Source organism: Pseudomonas graminis (genome assembly GCF_001705435.1).
Classification (GTDB): domain Bacteria; phylum Pseudomonadota; class Gammaproteobacteria; order Pseudomonadales; family Pseudomonadaceae; genus Aquipseudomonas; species Aquipseudomonas graminis_B.
In genome coordinates this window covers 261170-278000 of record NZ_MDEN01000063.1, presented here as the reverse complement: position 1 = coordinate 278000, position 16831 = coordinate 261170, and the positions used below count along the sequence as shown (strand labels likewise).

The 16831-nt window shown below is 63.3% G+C and carries 14 protein-coding genes; 8 read left to right on the top strand and 6 right to left on the bottom strand.

Annotated elements, in window-relative coordinates; genetic code table 11:
* The first annotated feature begins 151 nt into the window (after window positions 1–151).
* The gene (locus BBI10_RS14965; protein WP_065989556.1) at window positions 152–793 is read left to right on the top strand and encodes a TetR/AcrR family transcriptional regulator; all 642 of its coding nucleotides are present in this window, start codon (window positions 152–154) and stop codon (window positions 791–793) included.
* On the opposite strand, the gene BBI10_RS14960 is transcribed toward BBI10_RS14965, so the two are convergent.
* The gene (locus tag BBI10_RS14960; RefSeq protein WP_065989554.1) at window positions 790–1470 is read right to left on the bottom strand and encodes a DJ-1/PfpI family protein; all 681 of its coding nucleotides are present in this window, start codon (window positions 1468–1470) and stop codon (window positions 790–792) included. The two genes, BBI10_RS14965 and BBI10_RS14960, sit on opposite strands and share 4 nt — an antisense overlap.
* A 163-nt stretch (window positions 1471–1633) precedes the next feature.
* Here BBI10_RS14960 and BBI10_RS14955 point away from each other — a divergent pair, with 163 nt between their 5' ends.
* From BBI10_RS14955 to BBI10_RS14940, 4 genes are all read left to right on the top strand, one after another.
* Window positions 1634–2617, top strand: coding sequence for a GlxA family transcriptional regulator (locus tag BBI10_RS14955; protein WP_065989552.1), 984 nt, complete (start codon window positions 1634–1636; stop codon window positions 2615–2617).
* Window positions 2618–3007: 390 nt separating this feature from the next.
* Complete coding sequence (locus BBI10_RS14950; RefSeq protein WP_065989551.1) at window positions 3008–4357, top strand: gluconate:H+ symporter; 1350 nt, start codon at window positions 3008–3010, stop codon at window positions 4355–4357.
* Complete coding sequence (locus BBI10_RS14945) at window positions 4358–5218, top strand: MurR/RpiR family transcriptional regulator (RefSeq protein WP_065989550.1); 861 nt, start codon at window positions 4358–4360, stop codon at window positions 5216–5218.
* A gap of 4 nt (window positions 5219–5222) precedes the next feature.
* On the top strand, window positions 5223–6680 hold the full coding sequence (locus tag BBI10_RS14940; RefSeq protein WP_065989549.1) for an N-acyl-D-amino-acid deacylase family protein: 1458 nt from the start codon (window positions 5223–5225) through the stop codon (window positions 6678–6680).
* 552 nt (window positions 6681–7232) lie between these two features.
* Here the strand turns inward: BBI10_RS14940 and fahA are convergent.
* Together fahA and hmgA are read right to left on the bottom strand one after the other, a co-directional pair.
* The gene (fahA, locus tag BBI10_RS14935; protein ID WP_065989548.1) at window positions 7233–8531 is read right to left on the bottom strand and encodes a fumarylacetoacetase; all 1299 of its coding nucleotides are present in this window, start codon (window positions 8529–8531) and stop codon (window positions 7233–7235) included.
* Window positions 8528–9844, bottom strand: a complete 1317-nt coding sequence (gene hmgA / locus BBI10_RS14930) for a homogentisate 1,2-dioxygenase (protein ID WP_065989546.1) — start codon at window positions 9842–9844, stop codon at window positions 8528–8530. The genes fahA and hmgA overlap by 4 nt, the downstream gene beginning before the upstream one ends.
* Window positions 9845–9952: 108 nt before the next feature.
* Between hmgA and BBI10_RS14925 the strand changes: the two genes are divergently transcribed.
* The gene (locus tag BBI10_RS14925; protein ID WP_065989544.1) at window positions 9953–10747 is read left to right on the top strand and encodes an IclR family transcriptional regulator; all 795 of its coding nucleotides are present in this window, start codon (window positions 9953–9955) and stop codon (window positions 10745–10747) included.
* A 435-nt stretch (window positions 10748–11182) separates the two neighbouring features.
* Here BBI10_RS14925 and hppD read toward each other — a convergent pair whose 3' ends face one another.
* The 3 genes from hppD to glcC form a co-directional block, all read right to left on the bottom strand.
* Entirely contained in the window at window positions 11183–12259 is a 1077-nt protein-coding gene (gene hppD / locus BBI10_RS14920) for a 4-hydroxyphenylpyruvate dioxygenase (protein ID WP_065989542.1), read from the bottom strand.
* A gap of 142 nt (window positions 12260–12401) precedes the next feature.
* Complete coding sequence (gene maiA, locus BBI10_RS14915) at window positions 12402–13034, bottom strand: maleylacetoacetate isomerase (protein ID WP_065989540.1); 633 nt, start codon at window positions 13032–13034, stop codon at window positions 12402–12404.
* A 125-nt stretch (window positions 13035–13159) separates the two neighbouring features.
* Window positions 13160–13933, bottom strand: a complete 774-nt coding sequence (gene glcC / locus BBI10_RS14910; RefSeq protein ID WP_065989538.1) for a transcriptional regulator GlcC — start codon at window positions 13931–13933, stop codon at window positions 13160–13162.
* Between the two features lie 283 nt (window positions 13934–14216).
* Here glcC and glcD point away from each other — a divergent pair, with 283 nt between their 5' ends.
* The gene (glcD, locus tag BBI10_RS14905) at window positions 14217–15716 is read left to right on the top strand and encodes a glycolate oxidase subunit GlcD (protein WP_065989536.1); all 1500 of its coding nucleotides are present in this window, start codon (window positions 14217–14219) and stop codon (window positions 15714–15716) included.
* Window positions 15716–16828 (top strand): glycolate oxidase subunit GlcE, encoded by a 1113-nt coding sequence (glcE, locus tag BBI10_RS14900; protein WP_065989534.1) that lies wholly within the window; start codon window positions 15716–15718, stop codon window positions 16826–16828. The genes glcD and glcE overlap by 1 nt, the downstream gene beginning before the upstream one ends.
* Window positions 16829–16831 lie beyond the last annotated feature (3 nt).

Sequence of the window (16831 nt, the reverse complement as noted above, 5' to 3'; positions counted from 1 at the left end):
GCTTGAAGCTTAAAACTTGAAGCTTCCGGCTGCTTCTACACTACACAGTGTAGTTTCAAGCTTGCACGATGAGCAAAGAGAAGTAAACTGCCCGGTGTAATTTTCTTGCCGGGTGACTTCGTTGCCCGGCTCACCTCACAGAAGCGAATCCATGACTGCCCCACTGCGACTGACCGACCGTAAACGCGAAGCCATTGTTCAGGCGGCGATAGCCGAATTTCGCGACAACGGTTTCGAGGTCACGAGCATGGACCGCATCGCCGCCCGGGCGGAGGTCTCCAAGCGCACGGTCTACAACCACTTCCCCAGCAAGGAAGAGCTGTTTTCCGAAATGCTCCATCGTCTGTGGTCCTCCGCCGCGACGCAGACCGATGCGGTGTACAAACCCGGCGTGCCCCTGCGCGATCAACTGCGCGAATTGCTCGACGCGAAAATGAAAACCCTCGGCGACAGCAATTTCATCGACCTGGCCCGCGTGGCCATCGGCGCGACCATCCACTCCCCCGATCGCGCGCAGGTCTGGGTCAGCCGACTCAATCAGCGCGAAGAAACCTTCACCGTCTGGGTGCGCGGCGCCCAGCAGGACGGCCGCCTCAAGGCCGTCGAGCCGGTGTTCGCCGCGTCGCAGATCCATGCGTTGCTCAAGGCCTTCGCCTTCTGGCCACAAGTTACCCTCAACGAACCCCTGCTCGCGCCGGACAAGCAACGCGAAGTGGTGGAGTCGGCCCTCGACCTGTTCCTGTGCTGGTATGAAATCCCGCTCGACAAATCTCGGTCCACCACTGCCCGTTAGTCCATGGCCGCCGTGACGCGCTCGACGATCTGCCGACGGGCCAGCAAACCCTGCATGGCGCGATCAATGGCGACGCCGACGATATTCGCCGGTGCCGTATCGGGTCGCCCCGAATCGTAAGGCGGCGCCGGTGCGTACTCCAGTTGCAGCTGAATGGTCCGGGCGGTATCCGGATCGAACACCTCGCTGATCAGCGTCAACGCAAAATCGATCCCCGCCGTCACGCCGCCGCCGGTCATCAGGTTGCCGTCGCGCACCACGCGCTCGTGTACCGGAATCGCGCCGAACTGCTCCAGCAGTGAATGGGACGCCCAGTGGGTGGTGGCGCGGCGGCCTTTCAACAGCCCGGCCGCGCCGAGCACTAACGCGCCGGTGCAGACCGAGGTCACGTACTGAGCCGTCGCAGCCTGATGCCGGATGAACGCCAGGGTTTGCGCATCTTCCATCAATGCATCGACGCCTACCCCGCCCGGCACGCAGATCACGTCGAGGTCGATGCAGTCGGCGAAGGTCGCGGTCGGGACGAGGGTCAGGCCGGTGCTGGACTGCAGCGGCTCGAGATCTTTCCAGACCAGGTGCACGACCACCCCGGGCATGGTGGCGAAAACATCGTAGGGACCGGTCAGGTCCAGTTGCTGGACTTTGGGGAATACCAGCAGGCCGATATGCAGGGTCATGGCGTGTTCCTTATCGTTTGAACGTGGGTCATCTGAATGCGTGAGCCGAGCAGCCGGTTGCACCTGAAGGCCAGCGGCTGGACGAAAGCACTGTAGAGGGCTAGCCTCTGGCGGATACGCCATAAAGCCAACAATTCACGCCAATCTTCACAGTGAGCGCGCCATGCCCCATCAGCCCAGGCCGGTTCATGTTCTGGCCTTTCCCAACGTTCAGTTACTCGACGTCACCGGACCGCTGCAGGTGTTCGCCTCGGCCAACGTCATGGCGCAGGAAGCCGGCCTGAAAAAAATCCCTTACCGGCCCGAGGTTATCGCTCGGGACCCCGGCAGCGTGATCTCCTCCGCCGGCCTTGGGCTGCTCACTCACCCGCTGCCGTCCACGCCTTCGGACACGCTGATCATCGCCGGTGGCGGCGCGGTGCACACGGCGCTGCTGGACCCGGTTCTGGTGGACTGGGTGCGAACGCAATCCGCCAGTGCCCGGCGCGTGGCGTCAGTGTGTACCGGCGCATTTTTGCTCGCCGCCGCCGGCGTGCTGGACGGTCATCGGGTGGTCACTCACTGGGACAGTTGCGACGAACTGGCGCGGTGCTTCCCGCATCTGCGCGTCGACCCGGACCCGATCTTCATCAACGAGGACAAACTGTGGACGTCGGCCGGGGTGACGGCAGGCATCGATCTTGCGCTGGCGATGGTCGAGGCGGACCTGGGCCGCGACATCGCACTGGCCGTCGCGCGGGATCTGGTGGTGTTTCTCAAGCGCCCGGGCGGGCAATCGCAATTCAGCACGGCGCTGTCGATGCAGCACCAGACCCGCGATCAGGGCAGCCGGTTTGGCGACCTGCACGCCTGGATTCTCGACAACCTGGCCAGCGACCTGTCCGTCGGCACGCTGGCGGCTCAGGTCGGCATGAGCGAGCGCAGTTTCGTCCGCCACTACCGCGCCCACACCGGCAACACGCCAGCGCGGGCCATCGAGCAGTTGCGCGTCGAAGCGGCCCGGCGTCTGTTGGGGGACAGCGCGCTGCCAATCAAGCGCATCGCCGACCGCTGCGGTTTCGGCACGGAAGAGACATTGCGCCGCAGCTTCATGCGCGCGGTATCGGTGACGCCCCAGGCGTATCGAGAGCGTTTCAGCGCGGCATGACTTGGCCGCTACACGCTGCCACTAATGGGTTGCAGCGACCGGGAAATCCGGGGCGCGCCTTGAGACCTGCGTGACTGAGATGCGTTACAAGGCAAGGCTCAAGGAGAAATTAATTTTCATTAATTGATATTTTTATCCTGTTTCGTGTAATTTAATTTTCATCACGAAATCAGAGATAACAATAATGACTGCCTGTGATCGTCCCGCCCCTGTTCTTCTTTCGCCGCTGATGGCGCTTGCAACACCCACTGCCGAGATCGTTTTCACCGCCTGGCTGCGCACCGGTTAACGCCACTGCGCGGGGGAGTCCTGCCCTGTTTCAGCTCGACAGGCTCAGCCCCGCCGCCGCCCAAGCCCTGACCTCCTCATCCTCAGCAAGGAATCCGTTGCATGCCTCCGTCAACCGGCCTGTCTCTGTTGGTCTATGCCGCCGTCGCGATCATCGCCTTGATCGTGCTTATCGCGCGGTTTCGTCTCAATCCGTTTATCGTCATCACCCTGGTGTCCGTCGGCCTCGCCCTGGTCGCCGGGATGCCGGCCAATGCCGTCGTTGCGTCCTATGAGGGCGGGGTCGGCAAGACGCTGGGGCACATCGCGCTGGTTGTGGCGCTGGGCACCATGCTCGGCAAGATGATGGCCGAATCCGGTGGCGCCGAGCAGGTGGCGCGCACCTTGATCGACCGCTTCGGCGAGCGCAACGCGCACTGGGCGATGGTCTGCATCGCCTTTCTCGTGGGGCTGCCGCTGTTTTTCGAAGTCGGTTTCGTGCTGTTGGTGCCCATCGCTTTCACCGTCGCACGTCGGGTCGGCGTGTCGATTCTGATGGTCGGGCTGCCCATGGTCGCCGGCCTCTCGGTGGTCCACGCCCTGGTACCGCCGCACCCGGCCGCGATGCTGGCGGTGCAGGCCTATCAGGCGTCGGTCGGCCAGACCCTGTTCTACGCCATCCTCATCGGCATCCCCACCGCGATCATTGCCGGCCCGATCTACGCGCGCTTCATCGTGCCGCACATTCACTTGCCCGATGAAAACCCGCTGGCCAAACAATTTCTCGACCGCGAACCCCGCGCCCAACTGCCAAGCTTCGGCATCACCATGGCGACCATTCTGCTGCCGGTCGTACTGATGCTGCTGGGTGGCTGGGCCAACCTGATTGCCACGCCGGGCAGCGGCTTCAACAGCTTCCTGCTGTTCATCGGCAACTCGGTGATCGCGCTGCTGCTGGCCACGTTACTAAGCTTCTGGACCTTGGGCATCGCCCAGGGCTTCTCCCGGGATTCGATCCTGAAATTCACCCAGGAGTGCCTGGCACCAACGGCCAGCATTACGTTGCTGGTGGGCGCCGGCGGCGGTCTGAACCGGATTCTGGTCGACAGCGGCGTGACCAACGAGATTGTCGGTCTGGCGCAGGACTGGCATCTGTCGCCGCTGTTGATGGGCTGGCTGTTCGCCGCACTGATGCGCGTCGCCACCGGCTCGGCCACCGTGGCAATGACCACCGCGTCCGGCATCGTCGCCCCCGTCGCGCTGGGTCTGGGCTATCCCCATCCGGAGTTGCTGGTGCTGGCAACCGGCGCGGGCTCGGTGATTTTTTCCCACGTCAACGACGGCGGGTTCTGGCTGATCAAGGAGTATTTCAACATGACCGTGGCACAGACTTTCAAAACCTGGACGGTGCTGGAAACGCTGATATCGGTGATTGCTTTCGTCCTGACCCTCGGGCTGGCGCAGGTGATCTGAGTGGACATTCTTTACCAGATCCGCGCCCGTCAGGACTCTTTCAGCGCCGGGGAAGGCCGCATCGCCAGGCTGGTGCTCAGCGACGTGGCCTTTGCCGCCAGCGCCAGCCTCGACGACCTCGCCGCCCGTGCCGAGGTCAGCAGCGCCACGCTGTCACGCTTCGCCCGCACGGTGGGCTGCAAGGACCTGCGCGACCTGCGCCTGCAACTGGCCCAGGCCAGCGCCGTGGGCAACCGCTTCCTCACCCCGGAGCAGGCGCCGGAACAGTCGGCGTTTTTCACCCAGATCGTCGGCGACATCGAGTCCACCCTGCGCCAGCATCTGGCCGGTTTCGATGAGTCGCGCTTCCAGGCGGCGGTGGCTCTGCTGACGCCAGCGCGGATGATTCACAGCTTCGGCATGGGCGGCGCGTCCAGCCTGTGCAGCGAAGAACTGCAGACCCGTCTGGTGCGCCTCGGCTACCCGATTGCCGCCAGCCGCGACCCGGTGATGATGCGCCTGATCGCCGCAACCCTTGGCCCCGAGCACTGCGTCATTGTCTGCTCACTGAGCGGGCGCACCCCTGAACTGCTCGACGCAGTGGACCTGGCCCGCAGCTATGGCGCGAAGATTCTCGCCATCACCCTGCCCGGCTCACCGCTGGCGGAACGGGCGGATGTCCTGCTGCCGCTGCAGATCGCCGAAACCCATTTCATCTACAAACCCACCGCCGCGCGCTACGGCATGCTGCTGACCATCGACGTGCTGGCCACCGAACTGGCGCTGACGGCGCCCGACGCCAACCGCGAACGGCTGCGACGGATCAAACTCGCGCTGGATGACTACCGCGGCGGCGACGACGGCCTGCCCCTTGGAGACTGACCCCATGCTTTACGACCTGATCATTCGCGACGCGCTGGTGATCGACGGCAGCGATGCCCCCGGTTACCGCGCCGATGTGGCCATCTGCGACCGCCGCATTCAGCGCATTGGTGACCTCCGCGACGTCTCCGCCCGCGAAGAAATCAACGCCGCCGGCCGCGTGCTGGCCCCGGGTTTCATCGACGTGCACACCCACGACGACACCGTGGTGATTCGCCAGCCGGCGATGCTGCCGAAGATCACCCAGGGCGTGACCACGGTGATCGTCGGCAACTGCGGCATCAGCGCCTCGCCGGTAACGCTCGCGGGCGATCCGCCGGACCCGATGAACCTCCTGGGCCCCACCGCCGCGTTCGTTTATCCGCGCTTCATCGACTACCGCAACGCGGTGGATGCGGCGCGGCCGGCGGTCAATGTGGCGGCGCTGATCGGCCATACTGCGCTGCGCAGCAATCACATGGACGATCTTTTTCGAACGGCGCGCGCTGATGAAATCAGCGCCATGCGCGGGCAATTGCGCGACAGCCTGGCGGACGGCGCGCTGGGCCTGTCCACCGGTCTGGCCTACGCCTCGGCTTACTCGGCCGAGACCGACGAAGTCAAGCAGCTGGCCGAGGAGCTCACGGCGTTCGGCGCGGTGTACACGACCCATCTGCGCAGTGAGTTCGAGCCGGTGCTGGAGGCCATGGACGAGGCGTTCGCGATCGGCCGTCACGCCCGATCACCGGTGGTTATTTCCCACATGAAATGCGCGGGCGCCGGCAACTGGGGCCGCAGTCCGCAGCTGCTGGCGTCCCTGGAAAACGCCGCGCTGAGCCACCCGGTGGGCTGCGATTGCTATCCCTATGCGGCCAGCTCTTCAACGCTGGATTTAAAGCAGGTGACAGATGCGTTCCCGATCACCATCACCTGGTCGACGCCGCACCCGGACCAGGGCGGCCGCGAGCTGAAGGACATCGCCGCCGACTGGGGCCTGTCGCTGGTGGAGGCCGCACGAAAACTGCAACCTGCTGGCGCCGTGTATTACGGCATGGACGAGAACGACGTGCAGCGGATCATGAAGCACCCGCTGTCGATGATCGGTTCGGACGGTCTGCCGGAAGACCCGTTCCCGCACCCGCGCCTGTGGGGTGCGTTTCCCCGGGTGCTCGGGCATTTCAGTCGGGATCTGGGGCTTTTTCCGCTCCACACCGCTGTGCACAAGATGACCGGACTGACCGCCACACGCTTCGGGCTGCATGATCGCGGATTCGTGCGCGAAGGGTATTGCGCGGATCTGGTGTTGTTCAACGCCGAAACCGTGCGCGATGTGGCGGATTTCAAAGAACCCAAGCGCGCTGCCGAGGGGATTGATGCGGTGTGGGTGAACGGGCATTTGAGCTACGCCGAAGGCAAACCGCAGGGGGAACGGCAAGGGAGGTTCTTGCCGCGCAGTGGGTCGTTGGTGGGTGGGTTTGGTTGATTCTGTAGGACTGGCTTTAGCCGGGAAGACGTCGGGCGCCACACCGCAAATCTGAGCTGCACACACTGGCCTCTTCCCGGCTGAAGCCGGTCCTACGAAACATCCCATGCGTCCAGAGAAATCGGCGGTGACCTCGACCGTAGGACTGGCTTTAGCCGGGAAGACGCCCATGTGGACGCCATCAATTACGGGGTGTCACGCATGACGCTTTCCCGGCTGAAGCCGGTCCTACTAACATCCCATGCGTCCAGAGAAATTGGCGGTGACCTCGACCGTAGGACTGGCTTTAGCCGGGAAGACGCCCATGTGGACGCCATCAATTACGGGGTGTCACGCATGACGCTTTCCCGGCTGAAGCCGGTCCTACTAACATCCCATGCGTCCAGAGAAATTGGCGGTGACCTCGACCGTAGGACTGGCTTTAGCCGGGAAGACGCCCATGTGGACGCCATCAATTACGGGGTGTCACGCATGACGCTTTCCCGGCTGAAGCCGGTCCCACTAAAAGTGCGTGGTCCTACTCAGAGCATGCGCTGTGCCAGTGGACTGGCTTTAGCCCACCACCACCCCACGGCATTCGCCAAACCCGATACTCACTTCACCGTCCTTGCGGCAGCGCGCTTTGAGGATCACCTCATCGCCCGCTTGCAGGAAGGTCCGCGTCTCGCCGTTGGACAATTCGACGGCGCGTTTTCCGCCTTCGGTCATTTCCAGCAAGCTGCCGAGCTGACCGGGTTGCGGGCCTGACAAGGTGCCGGTGCCGAAAAGATCGCCCGCTTGCAGCTTGCAGCCGTTGACGCTGTGGTGGGCCACCATCTGCGCGACGGTCCAGTACATGTTCAGCGTGTTGCTCAGGGCCAACCGTTGCGGCGCGACGCCCTGCTCTTTCATCCGCGCGGTAAGCAGCAGCACTTCCAGCTCGATGTCCAGCGCGCCCCCGGCCTGATCCTGCTCGTCGAACAGATAAGCCATCGGCTGCGGGTCACCCTCGGGACGCGTCGGTTGGGCCGCACGAAACGGCGCCAGCGCCTCGGCCGTGACCACCCACGGCGAAATGCTGGTGGCAAAACTCTTCGACAGAAACGGCCCCAGCGGCTGGTATTCCCAGGCCTGCAGGTCCCGGGCCGACCAGTCGTTCAGCAAGCAGAAACCGGCGATGTGCTCACCCGCCTTGCCGATGGGGACAGGCTCGCCGGCCTCGTTGCCCTGCCCGATCCACACGCCCACTTCCAGTTCGTAATCGAGGCGCTTGCTCGGCCCGAAATCAGGCGTATCAGCACCCGGCTTCAAGGTCTGTCCGCTGGGGCGCCTGACCGGCATCCCCGACACACCCAGCGTCGACGCCCGGCCGTGATAAGCGATCGGCACGTATTTGTAGTTCGGCAACAGCGGATTGTCCGGGCGGAACAGCTTGCCGACGTTCATCGCGTGATGAATGCCGACGTAAAAATCGGTGTAGTCGCCGACCTGCGCAGGCATGTGCATCTGGCAGTCATTCATCGGCACCAGCAGACGATCCCCCATGGCCTGCAAGCGTTCACGCTGCAGTGTTTTTTCGTCGAGCAAGTGCAGCAATTCGTTGCGCAGGGCCTGGCGCGACGAACCACCCAAGGCGAAAAAGTCGTTCAACTGCCCGCGACAGGCGGCTTCGACAGCCACCCGCGCGGCGCCATTGAACAGGCTGGCCTCAAGGGCCGTTTGCAGGTCGAGAATGAAATCGCCGATGGCCACGCCGCCGCGCTTGCCGAAACCGGGGCGGCTGAACACGCCCAAGGGCAGGTTTTGCAGGGGGAAATCAGGATGGTCGTTGGCGCTGGTCACCCAGCTGCGCGGATGCTGTGGAGTGCTCATCGTTGGCTGTCCGTGTCGAAAGGCTTGAACGTTCTGGCGATGCCATCCCAGCAGGCATCGTAGTCGCTTTGCAGCTGTGGGCATTCCAGCGCGTGATAGCTGGGGCGCAGAACTTTGCCGGTCTCGAACATGAAGGCCATGGTCTGCTCGATCTTGTGCGGCGTCAGCTCGGCGGCGATAGCCTTCTCGGCGCTGGCGTTGTCCGGGCCGTGGGCGCTCATGCAGTTGTGCAGCGACGCGCCGCCGGGCATGAAACCTGCAGCCTTGGCGTCGTAGGCACCGTCGATCAGCCCCATGAATTCGTTCATCAGGTTGCGGTGGAACCACGGTGGCCGGAAGGTGTTTTCCGCCACCATCCAGCGCGGCGGGAAAATCACGAAATCGATGTTCGCCTGACCCGCCACCGCACTCGGCGAGGTCAGCACGGTGAAGATCGACGGATCGGGGTGGTCGTAACTCACGGTGCCCAAGGTGTTGAACAAGCGCAGGTCGTATTTGTACGGAACATTGTTGCCGTGCCACGCGACGACGTCGAAGGGGGAATGACCCAGCGGCGTCGCCCACAGCTCGCCAAGAAACTTTTGTACCAGCACAGTGGGCTGTGCGCTGTCTTCAAAATGCGCATGTGGCACCTGGAAATCCCGGGGATTGGCCAGGCCGTTGCTGCCGATCGGCCCGAGGTCCGGCAGGCGCAGGGGGCAGCCGTGGTTCTCGCAGAGATAGCCCCGCGCTGTGCCGTCGAGCAACTCGACGCTGAATTTCAAACCACGGGGCAGCACGACGATTTCCTGGGGTTCAATGTCGAGCAGGCCCAGCTCGGTGGTGATGCGCAATCGGCCCTGTTGGGGGACGATCAGCCACTCGCCGTCGGCGCTGAAGAACGCGCGCTGCATGGAGCGGTTGGCGGTGTAGACGTAGACGCTTACGCCCTCGGCCTGTTCGGCAGACGAGGTGCTGGCCAGGGCATGCAGGCCGTCGATGAAATCGGTGGGTTCGGCGGGGATGTCGAACGCATTCCAGCGCAGGCGATTGGGTGTGACCGGGCCTTGCTGCTGACCGGGGATCTGCCGCTCAAGGCGCTGAAAACGAGGGTGCGCGGCGGAGGGTTGAATGCGATAGAGCCAGGAGCGTCGGGCTTCGGCGCGGGGGACGGTGAACGCGGTCCCGGAGAATTGCTCGGCGTAGAGGCCCAGCGGGTGACGCTGCGGCGAGTTCTGCCCGTGGGGCAAACCGCCCGGCATCGCCTCGCTGCTGAATTGATTGCCGAATCCGCACTGGTAGCGCAGGGACTCGGACCGGGGTGCTGTCGACATGACGACCTCTTATTGTTTTTATCGTAAGCGTGTTACGCATAACGTAATTTGAGTTTGCAGAAGGGTCAAGCTATAAAGCAGCCTTTCCAGACCGGGGGCCTCCCTTCCATGACCGACGATTCCACCCCCGCCACCGCGCCGCGCCAGCAGAAAGTCCAGTCGGCTGAGGTCGGCGTCGGCATCCTCAAGGCGCTGGCCGAACTGGCGCCTGCCACGTCACTGTCGAAACTCGCCGAATACGTCGGCATGCCGGCCAGCAAGGTGCATCGCTACCTGCAAGCGCTGGTGGACAGCGGTTTTGCCGAACAGGACCCGGCCAGCAACCATTACCGGCTGGGGCGCTCCGCCTTGCAGGTCGGGCTGGCGGCACTGAGCCAACTGGATGTGCTGAAGACCTCTGCTCCGGCCCTGATCGCCCTGCGCGACGAACTCAACGAAACCTGCTTTCTGGCCGTGTGGGGCAACAAAGGCCCGACGGTGGTGTACGTCGAGCAGTCGCTGGGGGCGGTCACCCTGGTCACGCAGATCGGTTCGGTGCTGCCGCTGCTCGGTTCGTCCACCGGGCTGGTGTTCGACACCTTTCTGCCGCCGACCGAAACCGCCGCGTTGAGAGAGGCGGAATCGGCCTCGTTGAATGCAGCGCAGTTGAAGGAGATCGATCGGCACGTCCACGAAATCCGCAGCACCGGGGTGCATCAGATTCACGGGATGTTGATGGCCGGCGTCAACGCGGTGTCGTCGCCGGTGTTTGCCATGGGCAACAAGCTGGTGGGTGTGGTGACGGTGGTGGGTTCGGCGTCGGTGTTTACCGATCAGCGCCAGGCGACGGCCGCGCAGAAACTGCTGCAAACGGCACAGGCGATCAGCGCGCGGATGGGTGGGGAAATGCCGCGGCTGGAGTGATTGGTCAGGATCCCAAAGGGCAGGACCGCGCTCCCACTGACGGACCGCGTTCCTCGTGTAGGACCGGCTTTAGCCGGGAAGACGTCGGCGGCCACACCACAAAACTGATGGCGTTCAAACCGGCCCCTTCCCGGCTGAAGCCGGTCCCACTAAAACATCGCATGCATCCAGAGAAATGAGCGGCGACCCCCGACTGTAGGACCGGCTTTAGCCGGGAAGGCGTCGGCGGTTACGCCACAAAACTGATGGCGTTCAAACCGGCCCCTTCCCGGCTGAAGCCGGTCCTACTAACGGACCGTGTGCATCTAGTGGGACCGGCTTTAGCCGGGAAGACGTCGGCAGCCACACCACAAAACTGATGGTGTCCAAATTGCCTCTTCCCGGCTGAAGCCGGTCCTACAGACATATCGCGTGCACCAAATCGGGCTGCGTACTTCAATCCACCGCCAACACTCCCCTGCGCACTTGATCGCGCTCGATCGATTCAAACAGCGCCTTGAAATTGCCCTCGCCGAAGCCATCGTCGCCCTTGCGCTGGATGAATTCGAAGAACACCGGCCCCATCAGGGTTTCCGAGAAGATCTGCAGCAGCAGACGCTGACTGCCGCCTTCGGAGTTGCCATCCAGCAGGATCCCCCGCGCTTTCAGCTCATGCTCGGGCTCGCCGTGGTTGGGCAGACGGCCTTCGAGCATTTCGTAGTAGGTGTCCGGCGGCGGGGTCATGAAGCGCATGCCCAGCGCCTTGAGCCGGTCCCAGGTGTCGATCAGGTTTTCGGTGAAGAACGCGACGTGCTGAATCCCCTCGCCATTGAACTTCATCAAAAACTCTTCGATCTGCCCGGCGCCCTTTGAGGATTCCTCGTTCAGCGGGATGCGGATCATGCCGTCCGGCGCGGTCATCGCTTTCGAGGTCAGGCCGGTGTACTCGCCCTTGATGTCGAAATAGCGCAGCTCGCGGAAGTTGAACAGCTTCTCGTAGAAGTTCGCCCAGTAGGCCATCCGCCCGCGATAGACGTTGTGCGTCAGGTGATCGATGAATTGCAGGCCGGCGCCCTTGGGGTGACGGTCGACGCCTTCGAGGTACACGAAGTCGATGTCGTAGATCGAGGTGCCTTCACCGAAACGGTCGATCAGGTACAACGGCGCGCCGCCAATGCCCTTGATTGCCGGCAGGCGAAGCTCCATCGGCCCGGTGCCGATTTCCACAGGCTGGGCGCCGAGTTCCAGCGCGCGCTTGTAGGCCAGTTGCGAATCCTTGACCCGGAAGGCCATGCCGCACACGGAAGGACCGTGCTCCGCAGCGAAGTAGGACGCTTCGCTGTTCGGCTCGTTGTTAAGGATGATGTTGATCGCGCCCTGACGGTAGAGCGACACGTTCTTGGAGCGGTGGTGGGCGACTTTGGTGAAGCCCATGATCTGGAACACCGGCTCCAGCACGTTCGGGGTGGGCGAGGCGAATTCGATGAATTCAAAGCCCATCAGGCCCATCGGGTTTTCGTAGAGATCAGTCACGGTCTTGCTCCTGCTAAAGAGTGAGAGGCACAGCGGCTCGAATCACGATTCAGCGGGTGGCGCGCAGGAAATCCCCCGCACGCTGCGGGCGAGAAAGTCGCCGAAGATGAGTTGCAGACCGAAGCTTTTCATGGGGGAAAGATTACTCCGGCGTGTCCGATTGCGCATCGGGATGGGCGGCCTGAAATGCCGGATGCTGCAACGCCAGCGCTTCGACCCGGCAAATGCGTGGATACGGGGTCATGTCCACGTTGAAGCGCCTTGCCGCATACACCTGGGGCAACAGGTACACATCGGCCAGGCCAACCGCGCCAAAGCAAAACTCAGTGTCGCCAATCAGGGCCTCCACTGCGGCGAAACCTTCGCCGATCCAGTGGCCGATCCACGCCGTCACGTCCCCTTCGTCGTGGCCCATGCCGCGCAGGCGATTGAGCACCGCGACGTTGTGCAGCGGGTGGATGTCGCAGCCGATCAGGGCGGCGACCTGCCGATGGCGCGCGCGGTCGAGCAGCGCGTCGGGGAGCAATGCAGGTTCAGGGGATAATTCTTCGAGGTATTCGATGATCGCCATGGACTGGATGATCACCTCGCCGTCGTCCAGCCTTAAAGAGGGGACGCGGCCCTGGGGGTTGATCGCCAGATAATCGGGCGTGTGGTGTTCGCCGCCGTCGCGGATCAGGTTGACCGGCAGTGGGTTGAACGCGAGACCTTTCAGCGCCAGGGCAATGCGCACCCGGTAGCTCGAGGTCGATCGGTAGTAGGTGAAAAGATCCACGGGAATGGCCTGTTATTGTTGTTTTGGTTTTCACTACGGCGTAAGCGACTTACGCAATGCGTAAGCTGCGGCAATACGGGTTGGGTGTCAAGCCAAGGTCCACACGCGTAAACCTCCCGCGTGGCTCAGGCCCAGCCCTCCAGTCGCAGGGTGGCGCGCACCAGCCGTTGCTCCTCGCTTTCGATCTCCCGCAGGTTGTCGCAGATGTTCTGGATATGCGCCACGGCCGCTTTGCGCGCCTGCTCAGGCAAACGACCGGTCACGGCGTTATAAAGCCGAGCGTGATGGCGATCGATCTGCCGCTTCTGGGCGTCACGGTGATAGAGGTTGTTGACCGAGGCGAACACCGTGTTCAGCAGCAGATCCGTCAACGAACGCAGGGTCTGCACCAGCACCGGGTTGTGGGACGCTTCGCAGATGGCCAGGTGAAACGCATGGTCGAGCCGCGCATGTTCGGACGCGGGCAAGGGGTGATCGTGGCCGGCGACCAGTGCGTCGTAGGCGCGGGTGATCAGCACAAAATCCGCGTCAGTGCCGCGCAGCGCCGCCAGCCGCGCGGACTCCCCTTCCAGCAGGCTGCGCACTTCGAACAGGTCATACAGCGTGCGCGGCTGGGAGGCGAACAAGTGCATCAGCGGCGAATTGGCAGTCAGCCCGAGCCCGCCCATCTGTGCGACGAACGAGCCCTTGCCCTGGCGGGTTTCGATGATGCCCCTGGCGCGCAGCAGCTGCAGGCCCTCGCGCAGGGCGGTGCGCGACACACCGAGCTTTTCGGTCAGCCGCCGTTCGGAAGGCAACAGCTGACCGACTTTAAGCACTCCGTCGACAATCAGCCGCTCAATGCGCTCGCTGACCACATCGGCGACCTGCTGCGGGCGTTGGGCTTGAGTGGTTGGCATGGTTCGGACTTCCTTGAGTGCTTTAAAAGACTAGGCCAGACACACTGAGCACTGGTATGACCACGGGCAACCCTAAAAATAACGAATACCGCGCGCCGAGCTATCTCACTGATAAAAAAGGCAATTGGCCGAAAATTTCATCACCTCTCTTCAATAAACTGGTTCGACCACCGCTCCACCCGGTAGACACTAAGCCCCGCTGAGCCAATGATGCAAGCCAGCCATTCACGTTCCGTCACGGAACGGGCCTCCAATAAAAACAAGACAGGGTTGCGAACCCATCATGAATATCCTGTACGACGAACGTGTCGACGGCGTTCTGCCGGTCATCGACAAACAACTGTTGCTGCACGCGCTGCAAACCCGCCTGCCTGATCTGGACATCCTCCACCGCGAGGAAGAACTGCGCCCGTACGAATGCGACGGCCTCTCCGCGTACCGCACGACGCCGATGCTGGTGGTGCTGCCCCAGCGCATCGAGCAGGTGCAGACGCTGCTGAAGGTCTGCCACGAGCGCGGCGTGCCGGTGGTGGCGCGCGGTGCCGGGACCGGACTGTCCGGCGGCGCCCTGCCCCTGGAAAAAGGCGTGCTGCTGGTGATGGCGCGCTTCAATAAAATCCTGCACATCGACCCTGCCGGGCGCTATGCCCGCGTGCAGCCCGGCGTGCGCAACCTGGCCATCTCCCAGGCCGCCGCGCCCTACGACCTCTATTACGCGCCTGATCCCTCTTCGCAGATTGCCTGCTCCATCGGCGGCAACGTCGCGGAAAACGCCGGCGGCGTGCATTGCCTGAAATACGGCCTGACCGTGCACAACCTGCTCAAGGTCGACATCCTCACGGTCGAGGGCGAGCACATGGTGTTGGGCTCCGACGCCCTGGATTCACCGGGCTTCGACTTGCTGGCGCTGTTCACCGGTTCCGAAGGCATGCTCGGCGTGATCACCGAAGTCACCGTCAAACTGCTGCCAAAACCCCAAGTGGCGCGGGTGCTGCTGGCCGCCTTTGACTCGGTGGAAAAAGCCGGGCGCGCAGTGGGTGACATCATCGCCGAAGGCATCATCCCCGGCGGCCTGGAAATGATGGACAACCTCGCTATTCGCGCCGCTGAAGACTTCATCCACGCCGGCTACCCGGTCGACGCCGAAGCCATTCTGCTGTGTGAACTCGATGGCGTGGAAGCGGATGTTCACGCCGATTGCGACCGGGTTCGCGCCGTGCTGGAAAACGCCGGCGCCACCGAGATCCGCCAGGCAAAGGATGAAGCCGAACGTGTGCGTTTCTGGGCCGGGCGCAAGAACGCTTTCCCGGCAGTCGGTCGGCTGTCGCCGGATTACTACTGCATGGACGGCACCATCCCGCGTCGGGAATTGCCCGGCGTGTTGAAGGGGATTTCCGCACTGTCGGAAGAATACGGCCTGCGCGTCGCCAACGTTTTCCACGCCGGCGACGGCAATATGCACCCGTTGATCCTCTTCGATGCCAACCAACCCGGTGAACTGGACCGCGCAGAGGCATTGGGCGGAAAGATTCTGGAGCTGTGCGTGAAAGTCGGCGGCAGCATCACCGGCGAGCACGGCGTGGGCCGCGAGAAGATCAATCAGATGTGCGCGCAATTCAACAGTGACGAGCTGATGTTGTTTCACGCGGTAAAAGCCGCGTTCGATCCGGCCGGCACCCTCAACCCCGGCAAGAACATCCCCACCCTGCACCGCTGCGCCGAATTCGGTGCCATGCACGTGCACATGGGCAAGCTGCCCTTCCCTGAACTGGAGCGTTTCTGATGGATGCCCAACGTCAGCCAGCCTTCGTGGCCCAGGAGCGCGATGCGAGCGACGCACTGCTGGAACAGGTCAATCAGGCGATTCAGTCCGCCCTGCCGCTGCGCATTCAAGGCGCCAACAGCAAGGTATTCCTGGGTCGTGAGGTGGCCGGGGAAGTGCTGGATACGCGCATCCACAGTGGCGTCGTCACTTACGATCCTACCGAACTGGTGATCACCGCCCGCGCCGGGACGCCGTTGTCGGTGCTGAATGCCGCACTGGAAGACGCCGGTCAGATGCTGCCCTGCGAGCCGCCCAGCTATGGCCATGGTGATGCAGGCGCTAGCGGCGCAGGCGACGGGACCGTGGGCGGGATGGTTGCAGCGGGTTTATCCGGGCCGCGCCGGCCGTGGTCAGGCTCGGTGCGGGATTTCGTCCTGGGCACGCGAGTGATCACCGGTCTTGGCAAGCATCTGCGCTTCGGCGGCGAGGTGATGAAAAACGTCGCCGGTTACGATCTGTCACGCTTGATGGCGGGCAGTTTTGGCTGTCTGGGCCTGATCACCGAAGTCTCATTGAAAGTCCTGCCCAAACCGCGGCTGTGCACCAGCATCGCACTGGAGATGGACAGCGCCACCGCCCTCGCCCGCCTGGCGCAATGGGGTCAGGAACCGCTGCCCATCAGCGCCGCCAGCCACGACGGCCGCGTGCTGCGCTTGCGTCTTGAAGGCGGCGAAGGTTCGGTCGCGGCGGCCCATGACCGCCTCGGCGGCGAATCCATCGACCCGGCTTACTGGCGCGCGCTCAACGAACATCGCCTGGAGTTCTTCACCGATGGGCGGCCGCTGTGGCGCCTGTCATTGCCCGTCAGCACGGCGGCGCTGGACCTGCCGGGGGATCAATTGATCGACTGGGCCGGTGCGCAACGCTGGTTGAAATCCGACGCCAGCGGCAGCGAGATTCGGCGGATCGTCAGCGCTGCAGGCGGTCACGCCACCTGCTTCAGCCACGGCGTCGAGGACAGCCCTTTTCAGCCGTTGGCCACGCCCTTGCTGCGCTACCACCGCCAGCTCAAGGCGCAACTTGATCCGCACGGAGTTTTCAATCCGGGCCGAATGTACGCGGAGATCTGAACC

Bases quoted from the DNA above. Each gene is read 5' to 3' on its own strand.
- BBI10_RS14955 (WP_065989552.1), top strand. From the start codon at position 1,634: ATGCCCCATCAGCCCAGGCCGGTTCATGTTCTGGCCTTTCCCAACGTT.
- BBI10_RS14925 (WP_065989544.1), top strand. From the start codon at position 9,953: ATGACCGACGATTCCACCCCCGCCACCGCGCCGCGCCAGCAGAAAGTC.
- glcC (WP_065989538.1), bottom strand. From the start codon at position 13,933: ATGCCAACCACTCAAGCCCAACGCCCGCAGCAGGTCGCCGATGTGGTC.
- glcE (WP_065989534.1), top strand. From the start codon at position 15,716: ATGGATGCCCAACGTCAGCCAGCCTTCGTGGCCCAGGAGCGCGATGCG.
- BBI10_RS14965 (WP_065989556.1), top strand. From the start codon at position 152: ATGACTGCCCCACTGCGACTGACCGACCGTAAACGCGAAGCCATTGTT.
- glcD (WP_065989536.1), top strand. From the start codon at position 14,217: ATGAATATCCTGTACGACGAACGTGTCGACGGCGTTCTGCCGGTCATC.
- hmgA (WP_065989546.1), bottom strand. From the start codon at position 9,844: ATGTCGACAGCACCCCGGTCCGAGTCCCTGCGCTACCAGTGCGGATTC.
- BBI10_RS14940 (WP_065989549.1), top strand. From the start codon at position 5,223: ATGCTTTACGACCTGATCATTCGCGACGCGCTGGTGATCGACGGCAGC.
- BBI10_RS14950 (WP_065989551.1), top strand. From the start codon at position 3,008: ATGCCTCCGTCAACCGGCCTGTCTCTGTTGGTCTATGCCGCCGTCGCG.
- fahA (WP_065989548.1), bottom strand. From the start codon at position 8,531: ATGAGCACTCCACAGCATCCGCGCAGCTGGGTGACCAGCGCCAACGAC.
- BBI10_RS14960 (WP_065989554.1), bottom strand. From the start codon at position 1,470: ATGACCCTGCATATCGGCCTGCTGGTATTCCCCAAAGTCCAGCAACTG.